This is a genomic window from Pseudoxanthomonas mexicana, from assembly GCF_001556105.1.
Lineage (GTDB): Bacteria > Pseudomonadota > Gammaproteobacteria > Xanthomonadales > Xanthomonadaceae > Pseudoxanthomonas_A > Pseudoxanthomonas_A mexicana_A.
In genome coordinates this window covers 22,603-35,450 of record NZ_LSIF01000108.1, presented here as the reverse complement: position 1 = coordinate 35,450, position 12,848 = coordinate 22,603, and the positions used below count along the sequence as shown (strand labels likewise).

Annotated in this window: 14 protein-coding genes, 1 tRNA gene and 1 other RNA gene; 7 read left to right on the top strand and 9 right to left on the bottom strand. The window is 67.5% G+C overall.

Annotated elements, in window-relative coordinates; all coding sequences use genetic code 11:
* The first annotated feature begins 23 nt into the window (after positions 1–23).
* The gene (locus AX730_RS18215) at positions 24–593 is read left to right on the top strand and encodes a Maf family protein (protein ID WP_062358632.1); all 570 of its coding nucleotides are present in this window, start codon (positions 24–26) and stop codon (positions 591–593) included.
* A gap of 9 nt (positions 594–602) precedes the next feature.
* Here the strand turns inward: AX730_RS18215 and AX730_RS18210 are convergent, their stop codons facing one another.
* The gene (locus tag AX730_RS18210; RefSeq protein ID WP_062358630.1) at positions 603–2,444 is read right to left on the bottom strand and encodes an ArnT family glycosyltransferase; all 1,842 of its coding nucleotides are present in this window, start codon (positions 2,442–2,444) and stop codon (positions 603–605) included.
* A 44-nt stretch (positions 2,445–2,488) separates the two neighbouring features.
* Between AX730_RS18210 and AX730_RS18205 the strand changes: the two genes are divergently transcribed.
* Genes AX730_RS18205 through AX730_RS18190 form a run of 4 tightly spaced genes read left to right on the top strand, consistent with a single transcriptional unit; the run spans position 2,489 to position 6,876 of the window.
* A complete protein-coding gene (locus AX730_RS18205) occupies positions 2,489–3,442 on the top strand; it encodes an AAA family ATPase (RefSeq protein WP_062358629.1) in 954 nt (317 codons plus the stop codon).
* Between the two features lie 2 nt (positions 3,443–3,444).
* Positions 3,445–4,398 carry a DUF58 domain-containing protein gene (locus tag AX730_RS18200; RefSeq protein ID WP_062358627.1) on the top strand — a complete coding sequence of 318 codons (954 nt, stop codon included), beginning with the start codon at positions 3,445–3,447 and terminating at the stop codon, positions 4,396–4,398.
* Positions 4,385–6,337: a transglutaminase TgpA family protein gene (locus AX730_RS18195; RefSeq protein ID WP_062358625.1), complete on the top strand. Its 1,953-nt coding sequence runs from the start codon at positions 4,385–4,387 to the stop codon at positions 6,335–6,337. The genes AX730_RS18200 and AX730_RS18195 overlap by 14 nt, the downstream gene beginning before the upstream one ends.
* 17 nt (positions 6,338–6,354) lie before the next feature.
* Positions 6,355–6,876, top strand: coding sequence for a Slp family lipoprotein (locus AX730_RS18190; RefSeq protein WP_062358623.1), 522 nt, complete (start codon positions 6,355–6,357; stop codon positions 6,874–6,876).
* Between the two features lie 71 nt (positions 6,877–6,947).
* Here the strand turns inward: AX730_RS18190 and AX730_RS18185 are convergent, their stop codons facing one another.
* From AX730_RS18185 to dnaX, 4 genes are read right to left on the bottom strand one after another with little or no spacing between them, the layout of a single operon-like run.
* Positions 6,948–7,301, bottom strand: a complete 354-nt coding sequence (locus AX730_RS18185; RefSeq protein ID WP_062358615.1) for a histidine triad nucleotide-binding protein — start codon at positions 7,299–7,301, stop codon at positions 6,948–6,950.
* A gap of 24 nt (positions 7,302–7,325) precedes the next feature.
* Positions 7,326–7,922 (bottom strand): recombination mediator RecR, encoded by a 597-nt coding sequence (recR, locus tag AX730_RS18180; protein ID WP_062358642.1) that lies wholly within the window; start codon positions 7,920–7,922, stop codon positions 7,326–7,328.
* A gap of 55 nt (positions 7,923–7,977) precedes the next feature.
* Entirely contained in the window at positions 7,978–8,298 is a 321-nt protein-coding gene (locus tag AX730_RS18175) for a YbaB/EbfC family nucleoid-associated protein (RefSeq protein WP_062358613.1), read from the bottom strand.
* A 7-nt stretch (positions 8,299–8,305) separates the two neighbouring features.
* Entirely contained in the window at positions 8,306–10,042 is a 1,737-nt protein-coding gene (gene dnaX, locus AX730_RS18170; RefSeq protein ID WP_062358611.1) for a DNA polymerase III subunit gamma/tau, read from the bottom strand.
* 131 nt (positions 10,043–10,173) lie between these two features.
* On the opposite strand from dnaX, the gene AX730_RS18165 reads away from it, so the two are divergent.
* Positions 10,174–10,266: transfer RNA gene (locus tag AX730_RS18165), tRNA-Ser, on the top strand.
* A gap of 69 nt (positions 10,267–10,335) precedes the next feature.
* Positions 10,336–10,432: signal recognition particle sRNA small type (gene ffs / locus AX730_RS18160), an RNA gene on the top strand.
* A 231-nt stretch (positions 10,433–10,663) separates the two neighbouring features.
* Here ffs and AX730_RS18155 read toward each other — a convergent pair.
* Genes AX730_RS18155 through moaC form a run of 4 tightly spaced genes read right to left on the bottom strand, consistent with a single transcriptional unit; the run spans position 10,664 to position 12,838 of the window.
* Positions 10,664–11,686 carry a beta-propeller fold lactonase family protein gene (locus AX730_RS18155; protein WP_157074346.1) on the bottom strand — a complete coding sequence of 341 codons (1,023 nt, stop codon included), beginning with the start codon at positions 11,684–11,686 and terminating at the stop codon, positions 10,664–10,666.
* Complete coding sequence (locus AX730_RS18150) at positions 11,683–12,111, bottom strand: molybdenum cofactor biosynthesis protein MoaE (RefSeq protein WP_062358607.1); 429 nt, start codon at positions 12,109–12,111, stop codon at positions 11,683–11,685. The genes AX730_RS18155 and AX730_RS18150 overlap by 4 nt, the downstream gene beginning before the upstream one ends.
* Positions 12,112–12,113: 2 nt before the next feature.
* On the bottom strand, positions 12,114–12,356 hold the full coding sequence (gene moaD / locus AX730_RS18145; protein ID WP_062358605.1) for a molybdopterin converting factor subunit 1: 243 nt from the start codon (positions 12,354–12,356) through the stop codon (positions 12,114–12,116).
* Entirely contained in the window at positions 12,356–12,838 is a 483-nt protein-coding gene (gene moaC, locus AX730_RS18140) for a cyclic pyranopterin monophosphate synthase MoaC (protein WP_062358603.1), read from the bottom strand. The genes moaD and moaC overlap by 1 nt, the downstream gene beginning before the upstream one ends.
* Between the last annotated feature and the right edge of the window lie 10 nt (positions 12,839–12,848).

Below are 12,848 nucleotides of genomic sequence, written 5' to 3'. Positions count from 1 at the left end.
TCCCCTGCCAGTGCACCATCCACATGCCGCTGATGCTCGCCTCTACGTCCCGCTATCGCCGTGAACTCCTGGAGCGGCTGCGCGTACCGTTCCATATCGCGCGCCCGGACGTGGACGAGACCGGCCTGGATGCCGAAACCGTTCCCGAGATGGCGCTTCGCCTGGCCCACGCCAAGGCCATCGCGATCGCCCAGCAGCACCCCGGCACCTGGGTCATCGGCTCGGATCAGGCCGCCGAGTTGGACGGACACCCCCTGGGCAAGCCCGGCCAACGGGAGGCGGCCATCGCCCAGCTGACCGCCATGTCGGGCCGGCAGGTCCGCTTCCATACGGCGGTATGCCTGGTGCGGGACGATCAGGTCCTGCAGGCCCAGGACATCACCACCGTCCACTTTCGTTCCCTTACGACTGCAGAAATCGAGCGCTACGTGGACGCCGACCAGCCGTTCGATTGCGCCGGCAGCTTCAAGTCCGAGGGCATGGGCATCGCATTGTTCGATGCCATCGAATCCTCCGACCCCACGGCGCTGGTGGGCCTGCCGCTGATCGCGGTGTCCCGGATGCTGCGTGAAGCGGGTTTCGACCTGCCCTGACGGAATCCGTTAACGGATATCGACCGGCTGCTCCGCCCACGTCTCCACGCTACCGTCACCGCCGGTCACCCGCAGCCCCAGCCAATGCGTTCCGGCAGGCACGCCACCGGCATCGACCTCGGCCGCGAACTGGACCTGCGGCATTCGCGGATCGCGCGAGGCGTTTCTCAGGAAGCCCCGCAGCCATTCATTGGCACCCGCCTCGCTGGCGACGGCCACTACGCGACCGTCCAGCAGTACCTCCACCTTCGTCACGCCCACCACATCCTTGACCGCCCAACCGCCGACGCTGAAGCGTCGCTCGACGCTGGCACCCGGCTGCGGTACGTCGATGTTGGCAACGACCGGCGTGATGCATTCGCCTTCCGTGCGTCCCGCAGGCAGCACGAACAGGAGGAACCGACGCGCGCCATGGTCGATGTTCACCACGCGCGCAGGTGGCAGTGCGCCAACGACGTCGCACAGCTGCTGGTAGTGCGCGAGCAGCGCACTGAACTTCACGTCGGTCGCACCCACCACCAGCAGCGTGGGCGCGTCGCGTGGACCGGCGTGCTCGAGACCCCACAACCGGAGCTGCGGCGCGCGCCCGTGTTTACGGTTCAGCGGATGGTCGAGCACGGGAATGTCCGCATCGTTCAGGGCGAAGCCAAGCTCTGCGCCCGTCTTGAAATTGTCCGCGAGCAGCACGGTTCCTTCAGGTAGTGCCGCGCGCATCGCCCTTACCTCCACGGCCAACGCGTCCCATCCGGCGAAATTCTCGGGGTAGTACTTGCTGCCGGCCACCTGGGAGCGCAACCCAGGCAGCGAGACGGCCACGTAATAGCCCAGCATCAGCATCATGCCCAGCGCGGCGATGCCCCAGGTTGCACGCCGCTGCCCTGGCGACCATTCCCGCAGCAACAACGGCGTCACGAAGAGTAGTGCGAGATAACCCGGCAAAGGCCAGTGGAAACTGACGCGTTCGTTGTCGGCGAAGAAACCCAGTGCGAAGAAACCCAACGTGGACACCGCGCCGAGCAACGCGAAGTAGCGCCACTGCGTACCTGCCTCCTGGTCGCTACGGAGGCTGCGCATGCAGATCACGAGCATCGCCCAGAAAAGCAGTGGCGTCGCCATTGCCGCCTGCACCGCCACAAAACGGAAACCATCGCGGTGGAAACGCCACGGATGCCGGTCGAGCAACTGGAACCGCAGACCGGCATCGGCATACTCCAGGTTCCAGGCCAGCAACGGCGCCCAGGCCAGCACGCCCACTGCCAACGCAACCCAGACGCGCGCATCGCGCAATACCTTGCGGCCTTGGGGTAGCCACAGCAACGCAAGCAACCCAACCCCGATCACGCCAATGAAGCGGTAGTGACTGAGCGCTCCCAGCATGAGACCGAGCGCCAGTTCGGTCGCGGACATCGCATCGACCTCGCGCAGCAGCCGCGCGCCAGCGTCCGCGCACAACACCGTCGCCAGCGCCATCGGCACGTCCGGCAATGCGAGCAGGCCCAGCGTGCCCGATAGCGGCATCACCACCGTCAGCAGTGCCGCTAGCCAGCCAACGCCTGCGCCGAACCAGTGCGCAGCAGCTCTGCCCACCATCCATGGCAGGAGCGCTGCCATCAGCAGGAATGGCGCGCGAACCGCCAATACATGATGACCGGCCAGTTCGGTACCAAGCCGCGTCAACCAGGCGGTCAGCCCCGGCAGGTCGGAATAGGCCGCCGCCAGATGCCGCCCCTCCTGCCAATAGAAGGCTTCGTCCACGAACAGCGGCAGCTGCGCGGCGATCGCGATCTTGACGGCCGTCACGATTGCCCACACGGCGATGAACCATTGTCGCGCGCGTTGTTCTTCGTCCATCTCGCTACACTTCCCTCAACCCACGATCGGAAACCGAGAGCGCGATGTCCGCCATCCCCAGCACTCCTCCTATGCTATCCGAAGGCCTGGCCGAGGCCCTCACTCGCGCACAGGCGCAGGTGAATTCGCTGGTGCTCGGCAAGTCACATGAAGTGAGGCTCGCTTTCGTTGCCCTGTTGTCCGATGGGCACCTGCTCATCGAGGATCTGCCGGGCCTGGGCAAGACGACCCTGGCGCATGCATTGGCCGCCACGCTGGGACTGGGCTTCCAGCGCGTGCAGTTCACCTCTGACCTGCTGCCCGCCGACGTGCTGGGCGTGTCGGTATACGACGCGCAGGCACGCGCCTTCACCTTTCATCCCGGACCGGTATTCACCAACGTCCTGCTCGCCGACGAAATCAATCGCGCGCCGCCCCGCACGCAGAGCGCGCTGCTCGAGGCGATGGCGGAACACCAGGTCACGCTGGACGGCGTGACCCATGCGTTGTCGCAACCGTTCTTCGTGATCGCCACGCAGAATCCCGTCGACCTGTCGGGCACGTATCCGCTGCCCGATTCGCAGTTGGACCGCTTCCTGCTTCGCCTGGCGCTGGGCTATCCAAGCCCCGAATCCGAGCGCGAGCTGCTGGCCGGCAGCGATCGTCGCACGTTGATCGCGCAGGCCATGCCGTTGCTGTCGTCCGATGACGTGCTGGCCCTGCGCAACGCCGTGAACGATGTGCATGCCAGCGACGCGCTGATCGACTACGTGCAGGCGCTGCTTACGCGCAGCCGCCAGCATCCGGGCGTGCGGGTCGGCCTGTCGCCCCGTGCCGGCATCGCCCTGCTCCGGGCGGCGCGCGCGTACGCGCTGCTGCTGGGTCGCCAGCACGTGCTGCCGGACGACGTGCAAGCCCTGTTCGCGGCCGTCGCGGCGCACCGGCTGGTGCCGGAAGCCGAGGCCGTCTCCGCAGGCGCGCTGGCCAAGGCCATCCTGCATGCAGTGCCGGTGGATTGAACATGGCGTCCACCCTGGCCCGCCGCTTCGCCCGGCTGGCGCGACCGCGCCGACCGGAGTCGCTGCCGGTCGCGCTGGAGCGCAAACGCATCTATGTGCTGCCGACGCGGTTCGGCCTGTTCTTCGCCACGCTGGTATTCACCATGCTGCTAGGCGCGCTGAACTACAACAACAACCCGGCGCTGCTGCTGGCGTTGTTGCTCGGTGCGACGGCCATGGCGAGCCTGATCTTCGCGCACCTTCAACTGGCCGGCCTGCGCATCGACGCACTGTCCGCGGACCCCGTGCCGGTCGGTACTCCCCTGCTGCTGCATGTCGCGCTGGCGTCTCGTGATGCGCGGGTGCGGCATGGCCTGCGCCTGGATGCGGGCGACGAACATGCCTTCGCAGTGCTGCTGGCCGGCGAAAACCAGGTCGTCGAACTGTCGTTGCCGACCCATCAGCGCGGGTGGTACGACCTGGATCGCGTACGCCTGTCGACCACCCAGCCCCTGGGCCTTGCCCGCGCGTGGGCCTGGGTATGGCCCGATACGCCGCTGCTCGTCTACCCGGCCACGGAAGTCCAGGGGCCACCGCTTCCGCAGGCGGAGAGCGGAGGCACCAGGGCGCGCCTGGACCCTGCTGGCGAGGACGTGCACCAGCTGCGCAACTACCGTGCCGGCGATGCGCGACGTGCCATCGCGTGGAAGCCGTCCGCCCGCCGCAGCCAACTGCTGGTGCGCGACTACGAACAGCCGCTCGGCCGCGATGTCGACCTGGACTGGGACGCACTGACCATGCTGTCCCCAGAACGACGGATCCAGAGGCTCGCACACTGGATAGAAACCGCCGAACGCGAGGGCCTTCGCTATCTGCTCCGCCTGCCCGGCCAGCCCGCGCTGGGGCCCGGCAACGGACTCGCGCATCGCCATCTCTGCCTTCGTGCACTGGCCCTGCTCCCGCATGAAACCGCCTGACGCGCCCACGCTCGACACGCTCAGCCGCCGGTGGACGCTGGCTGCCACGGGCGCGTGCCTGCTGGCCCTGCTGATCCAGCTGCCACCAATGCTGGCGAGCGGTATCGGCGTCACCGGCGTGGTGCTGTCGCTGGCGTCCTGGCGTCGCCCACTTCCCGGACTGCTGCGCGCGCTGCTCGTCATCGCGCTGGTCGCTGCGGTGATGTCGGTGACGGGCATGCACTTCGGCCGCGACACCGGGTGTGCCCTGCTCGCCGGGATGCTGGCGATCAAGCCAACGGAGACACGAACCCTGCGCGACAACCGCAGCCTGCTCGGCTTCGCGCTGTTTGCCCCGTTCGCCGCTTTCCTCCTTGACCAAGGGCCGCTGAGCATGGCGCTGGGCCTGGTCAGCGTCCTCTGCGCCCTGGTGGCACTGCACCGGCTGGCTGATGCCGAGGCGGCATCGCTGGCCGGGGTCGCGCGTCCCATGCACCAGGTGCGTGAGATCGGGAAGCTCGTCGCGCTCGGTGTGCCGCTGGTACTGGCGGCATTCTGGTTGTTCCCACGCTTTCCGTCGCCGCTGTGGGGCGTACCGGAGCGCGCCCTGTCCAAGCCCGGCCTCAGTGACGACATGTCGCCTGGCAGCTACCTCGACCTGATCGCCGACGAGGCACCGGCACTTCGGGTGCAGTTCTTCGGTGCCACCCCACCCACCAGCCAGATGTACTGGCGCGGGCCGGTGCTGGCGGATTTCGATGGGCGCACCTGGACGCGCGGCGATCGCCAGCCTGGTATTCCGCCGCCCCGCACGACCCGTGCGCCGGTGACGTGGGATTACCGGATGGACGTGGAGCCCAGCGAGCGCCGCGACCTGGTCGCCCTCGACCTGCCCATGACGACGCCCGACGGCGTGGGCATGGCCCACGACTACAGCCTGTCGACGCCTACCCCCCTCACCTCGCTGACACGGTGGCGATTGCAGTCATCGGCCCCCATGCAGTTCGAGGTGGCGTTGCCCACCCCGCTGCGCGAGCAGGCATTGCGATTGCCCAACGGATTCAATCCACGCACCCGTGCGCTGGGCGTGCGGTGGCGCCGCGAAGCGGGCGGCAACGATGCGACCATCGTCGGGCGTGCGCTGCAATGGATCCGTGCCGACTTCGCCTACACGCTGGACACGCCATTCCCGGGCCGCGACACGGTGGACGAATTCCTCTTCGACCAGCAGCAGGGATTCTGCGAGCACTTCAGCTCCTCCTTCGTCTTCCTGATGCGCTCGGCGGGCATTCCTGCCCGTGTCGTCACCGGCTACACAGGCGGCACGTACAACCCGCTGGGTAACTACTGGATCGTGCGGAACATGGACGCGCACGCCTGGGCGGAGGTATGGATGCCGCAACGCGGCTGGGTGCGCGTAGATCCGACGGCAGCGGTCGCGCCGGAGCGCATCTACGACACCCTCGAAGATCGCCTGGGAGCCGGCGGTGCGGCAGAGGCGTTGGCCAACATGATCGGCATCGGGGAACTGGGACAGGTCGGCGACTGGCTCCGTCGCGGCTGGAACGACCTGGTCCTGGGTTTCGACGCCAAGCGGCAGTCGCGCTTGCTCGAACGGTTCGGGGCGAAACAGCTCGGCGGCGGCGCCTTGACCGCGCTGTTCGCCATCTTCGCCGTGGCGGCACTGGCCTGGATGGGGTGGCTGCTGGCGAGGGGCGAGCGGGAACGCGACCCCTTGCTGCGCGCCTGGCACCGGCTCGGCACGCGCTATGCCCGTTTCGGCCTTGGACGGGAGCCGCATGAAAGCCCGGAGCACTGGGCACGCCGGGTCGCCATCGGACGACCCCGGACTGCACAGCCACTGCTCTCGCTCAGCCGCCGTTTCGCCGATGCGCGCTACGCTCCCGGCGAGGGAGATCACCGGGCATTGATCGAAGATCTGCGCCGGCACCGCCCATAACCCGCTGGAGACTGGCCATGAACCTTCGCTTCGCCGTCATCGTCGCAGCCGCCGCGCTGCTTTCCGCCTGCGCCTCGGCCCCCAAGCCGTTGCAGGGCAGCTTCAACCAGGTCAATCCGCGCGATTCGGTAGGCGCGCCACAGGTCGGCGCTCCGGTGCGCTGGGGCGGCCGCATCATCAGCACCACGCCCGGACAGAACGCGACATGCTTCCAGCTGGTTTCGCGCCCGCTGGGCGGCAACGGCCGTCCGCTCTCGTCCGCGCCTGATGCCACCGATGGCCGCTTCATCGCCTGCCGCGCAGGCTTCTATGATCCCGCCGTGTTCGCAGAGGGCCGCGAGGTCACCTTCGTCGGCAAGATCGAGGCCTACGAAAGCACCCGCATCGGCGACTACGACTACCAGTTGCCGCGCGTCGCGGCCGATGTGGTGTACCTGTGGCCGGAAGTGCGCGAGGTCGATGTGGTCCGCCCGTACCCATACTACGATCCCTTCCGTGGCCCGCGTTGGGGCCATGGTGGCCATTGGGGTTGGTGGTAACTTCCCTGCGCCATGAACGAGAAAGCCGCTCGATGAGCGGCTTTTTTATTACCTGACCATCGCGCGGCCAATCAGCCCGGCGTGCCGAAACGCCCCAGCGATTCTCCGGCCAACAGGTGCAGGTGGATGTGGAACACGGTCTGCCCTGCATCTTCCCGACAGTTCATGACGATGCGATAGCCGTCCTCCGCGAAGCCTTCGCTGCGTGCGTAGTCCGCCGCGGCCAGCGCCAGCTTGCCGATCAGGTGCGCCTGCTCGGGACGCACGTCGTCGAGCGTCGGGATCGCTTCATGCTTGGGAATGAAGAGCACGTGCACCGGCGCCTGCGGTGCGATGTCCTTGAAGCCGAGGACGTCGTCGTCTTCGTAGACGATGGTGGCCGGGATCTCACGGCGGATGATCTTGGCGAAAATGGTATCGGTCATGCAATGCGTCTCCGTGCAGGGGAATCAGGCCATCTCGCTGCGGCCACCGAAGGCGTGCGCCAGCGTGCCGCGGTCCACGTATTCCAGTTCGCCGCCCAACGGCACGCCGTGCGCCAGCCGGCTGGGACGCACGCCCTGCTGCCGCGCCAACTGGGCCAGGTAGTGCGCGGTGGCCTCGCCTTCGACGGTCGGATTGGTGGCGATGATGAGTTCGACGACTTCACCTTGTGCAAGGCGAGCGGACAGTGCGTCCAGCCCCAGCTCACGCGGGCCGATGCCATCCAGCGGCGACAGCTTGCCGTGCAGGACGAAGTAGACACCACGGTATCCGGTGGCCTGCTCGATCGCCAGGCGATCCGAAGGCGATTCCACGATGCACAACTGGTGGCGATCGCGGCTGCCGCTCGCGCACAGCGCGCACATGGCGCCTTCGGTGAAATCACGGCACTGCCCGCAGTGGCCGATATGCTCCAGCGCGTCGGCCAGCACGCCGGCCAGGCGCTTGCCGCCGTCCCGCTCGCGATCGAGCAAGTGGTATGCCATGCGCTGCGCGGTCTTCTGCCCCACACCGGGCAGGACGCGCAACGCTTCGATGAGCTGTTCGAGCAACGGGCTGGACATGATCGTTCCGGGGACCGTGGGCGGACGTACCGCCGTCATCCGGTCTCGGACAGGGTCAGAACGGCATTTTCATGCCGGGCGGCAACGGCATGCCGGCCGTGGCGGCACCCATGCGCGACTTCGACTCGGCATCGACCTTGTTGGAGGCGTCGTTGAACGCCGCCGCGATGAGGTCTTCCAGCATCTCGGCATCCGACAACAGCGACGGGTCAATGCGCACCTTGCGGCACTCCTTGGCACCGGTCAGCGTCACGCTGACCATCCCGCCGCCAGCGTTGCCGGTGACTTCCAGCTTGGCGAGTTCTTCCTGGGCGCGCTGCAGGTTCTCCTGCATCTTCTGCGCCTGCTGCATCAGTTGGGCGATGTTTCCACGCATGTCGTGATCACTCTTCGTAAGGTCGGATGGAGTCCGGGACGAGCCTGGCGCCGTGTTGCTGCATCAGCTGCCGCACGTCCGGGTGGTTCATGAAGGTTTCTTCGGCCACGTTCTGACGCTCGTCACGTTGCCGGTGACTGCGCTCCTTGAGCGTTTCGCCATCGTTGGCCTTGCCTGCGAACGCCAGGCGCGGCGATACGCCGTAGCGGCTGGCGATCGCATCGGTGAGTTCGCCGAGGGTGCGCTCCGAGCGCAAGTAGTCGAAGCCGCTGTCCAGCGCCAGCGTCAGCGTTCCGTTCGCGTAGCCGGCGAACGCGACGTTGTCGACCAGTTGCTTGCCGACGCCCTTGAGCCCGCAGCTACCGGCGAAATGCAGCCAGGTCTCGGCATCGATGATCCCGATGTCGGCCGGCATCGCGGCTGCCGCGGAAATCCTGGGGATTTCGGTGGCGACTGCGGGCTCCCGCCAGGGCGGTGTATCGACCACGACAGGCGCTGCGGGACGTGGCGGCTGCACCTCTTCGCGCGCCATCTGTTGCGGGTGCGCGGCTGGCTCGGGCGCGCGTGGCGGCATCACGATGTTCGCGGATGCCGTCGCCGGTGCCGGTGCCGGTGCCGGTGCAGACGTTGTCGACGCACGGCCTTCGCCGCGCATCTCGCCGGCCTGCGCCGGCCGGAACGCGAGCATGCGCAGCACGCTCATTTCGAAGCCTGCCCGGCCGCTCGGCGCCAGATGGAGGTCGCGCCGGCCGTTGATCGCCATCTGGTACCAGAGCTGGACCACCTCGGGACGCAGCAGTCCGGCGAAGGCATCCATATCGACGCCCTCCGCTTCCACGTTGGCCGACGGGACGAGCTGACGCACCTGGATCCGGTGCAGTGCTTCGGCCACGGCATCGAGGACGCCCGCCCAGTCGGGCGAGAATTCGGCCAGCCCCGCCACCACCTGCAGCAAGGTGTCACCATCGCCGCGCGCCAGCGCGGCCAGCATCGCGTCGACCTGGGTACGGTCCACCGTGCCCAGCATGGTACGCACACCTTCGTCGCGGAGCGCGCCGCCGGCGTACGCGATGGCCTGGTCGAGCAGCGACAGTCCGTCGCGCAACGAGCCATCGGCTGCGCGTGCGAGTTGCGCAATGGAACCGGCATCGGCGTCGATGGCTTCGGCGCCGAGGATCTTGGTGATCTGGCCGCGGATCTGGTCCTCGTCGAGCCGCTTCAGGTTGAACTGCAGGCAGCGCGACAGCACGGTGACCGGCAGCTTCTGCGGATCGGTGGTCGCCAGCAGGAACTTCACGTGCTCCGGCGGCTCTTCCAGCGTCTTCAGCAGCGCATTGAACGCCGCCTTCGACAGCATGTGCACTTCGTCGATCAGGTAGACCTTGAACTTGCCGCGCGACGGCATGTACTGCGCGTTCTCGATCACCTCACGCACGTCGTCCACGCCGGTATTCGAGGCGGCGTCGATCTCCAGCAGGTCGATGTAGTGGCCGGCATCGATGTCGAGGCAGACCGGGCACTGGCCGCACGGATCGGCGCTGGTGCCCTGCTCGCAGTTCAGCGACTTGGCGAAGATGCGGGCGATGGTGGTCTTGCCGACGCCGCGCGTGCCGGTGAACAGGAAGGCGTGGTGGACGCGCCCGCTGTCCAGTGCGTTGGTGAGCGCGCGGACCACGTGTTCCTGGCCTACCAGCTCGGCAAAACGCTTGGGGCGCCACTTGCGGGCGAGGACGAGATAGGACATGCCGTCATTGTGCCACGCCCTGCAAGCCGGCCCTGCGTGCGGCCGCGCCCCGCTGGCTTCGCTTGTGGTCGCCCCCCTGCGAAGGCTAGAATTCACGCCCCTGAAAGCAGCCCCGGCCGCATTCAGGTCCCGGAGAGGTGTCCGAGCGGTTGAAGGAGCACGCCTGGAAAGTGTGTAAGCGTCTAAACCGCGCTTCGGGGGTTCGAATCCCCCTCTCTCCGCCAGTTTCATCGCGTCCCGCCAGGGGATGTCGACGTACCGCGCTCCGGCGCGGTTTCGTTTCTATGGTGGCCCCGTCGGCCCCTCGCGACGCTAGATCGAAAATCCCGCCAGGGCCGGAAGGCAGCAACGGTATCGATCGACGCGGGCGCCGAGGTCAGCCGGCGGGGCTACCGCCTTTTCAGGCATCGGCCAGTCGCTGATTCCTGCCGTTGCGACGGCATCACCGACATCGTCACGGACGCATCGTGGGGCGCGGCAGCAACGGTATCGATCGAGGTGGGCGCCGAGGCCAGCCGGCGGGGCTACCGCCTTTTCAGCACCGTCTATTTATTGATTCCTGCGTTGCGACGGCATCATTGTCGTCGTAGCGGTACTGCTGCGGGAGGGGAGCGGTCGCGACTAATCCGCAACGATGCCCAGCGCATCCGGTTCGCGACCGGTGACCCAGTAATCGATCACCTGCCAACGCTGTGTATCGATGACGGCAATGCGGTCGCCTCCGCTGAGGGCCACGTAGGCCCGCGGACGATCAGCGGCGACCACCACGCCGATCGGCAACGCGGCGTTGCCCAGCATCGTGGGCCGGTAGCTCATGTCCTCGCGCGACAACGATACGGTCGCCACGGGCACCTTCGTGCGCGCATTGAACACGGCCAGCGTCGCGGCACGCGCATTGGTCACGAACGCCTGCGTGCCATCCGGCGAGAACGCCACGCGGATGGGAAATCCCTTGCTGCTCATCCGCCGCTTGACCGCCAGCGTGCGCGGATCGTGCACGGTCAGCGTGCCGTCCTCGCGATTGGTCACCCAGACCTCTGCGCCGTCCGGGCGGATCGCCACGCCTTCGGCGCCCTTCCCGGCGGGCCGCTCCACGGTCCTGATGCCGGTCTGGAGGTCGATCCTGCTCAGCGTGCCGGCCTGGATCTTGGTCAGGTAAGCCACCTGCCCGTCAGCCGATACGGCGACCATGTGGCCGGTGCCGCCACCGACGTCGATCTCGCGCTCGATCTCGCCCGTCTCGACCTCCACGATCAGCAGGCTCGCCGAGGCTTCCGTCGTCACCAGCACGCGCTGGCCATCCGGCAGGAAGCGCAGCCCGTGCGGCGCGCCATGCTGGCCGAGATCGATGGCGCGCGTCGGCTTGCCGCCCACCAGATCCAGCACCGACAGCGTGCTGCCCGACCTGGCGTTGCCGTAATTGGTCACCACCGCCGTTCGGCCATCCGGTGCCACGGCGACCTCGTGCGGTGCTTCGCCGGTGCGGAACTCGCCCACCTTGCGTCCATCACGCAACGACAGGCGCCAGACTGTGTCCCCGGACTTGTTGCCCACCAGCAGTTCGGCCGCCTGCGTGGCCGCTGGCGCGAAGATCGCCGGAAACGCCAGCAGCATCGCCAACGAAAACACCCGCATTCCGTTCATACCCCGTCTGCCATCGGATGCAGCCAGTCCGCATCGCCTTCGCGGTAATGCTCGCGTTTCCAGATCGGCACGCGCCGCTTCACCTCATCGATGATGTAGCGGCACGCATCGAAGGCCGCGCCGCGGTGCGCGGCACTCACGCCCACCCACACCGCCAGGTCGCCGATGGCCAGCGCGCCGACACGATGCGCGCAACACGCGGCAATCACGTCGAAGCGGACCTTGGCTTCTTCCACGATGCGGGCGCCCTCACGCTCCGCCAGCGCGGCGTAAGCCTCGTAGTCGAGTCCATCCACCGCACGGCCGCCGTGGTGGTCACGCACCCAGCCCTCGAAACTGGCGTAACCGCCCGCACGCGCATCGAGCACCTGCGCGCGCAGTGCGGAAAGATCCAGCGGCACGTCGGAGAGCAGGAAGTCCTGCATCCTCAGCCCCCACTCACGGGCGGGATGAAAGCGATCTCGCTGCCCGACACGAGCGCATCACTCCAGCGCGCAAACTCGCCATTGACCGCGACCCGCAGATGCTCGCGCGGCCATGCGATGCCGTGCCTCGCCTGCACATCGGCATAGAGTCCGGCGAGATCGGCGGCGTCCGTCTGGATGGACTCGCTGGCGACGCCGGCCTGCTCGCGCAGGCTGGCGAAATAGAGCAGCGTCACGGCCGCCATCACGCCTTCCCCACGTCGCGCTTGCCGCCGCGCTTGCCCACCAGCTTCGCTGGCCCCAGCACGATGGCATGCGACAGCGCCTTGCACATGTCGTAGACCGTGAGCGCGGCGACGGTGGCACCCGTCAACGCTTCCATCTCGACGCCGGTGCGATGCACGGTGCGGACATGGCAGTCGATGCGCAAGGTGGCGTCGCCGTCCCAGTCGACCGTCAGGCGACAGCCGTCGATCGGCAGCGGATGGCAGAACGGAATCAACTCGTGCGTACGCTTCACCGCCATGGTGCCGGCGATGATCGCCGTATCGACGATGCCGCCTTTCGTGCTGCGCAATCCGTTGCGCCTCAACTGGCGCGCGACCTCGGCGGGAAAGCGGACGCGGCAGGTGGCGATGGCTTCGCGTGCCGTTGCCGTCTTGCCGGACACATCGACCATGGCTGGTCGGCCTTCGGCGTCCAGATGGGTCAGGGCGTTGCGGGGCATGCGGATCCTG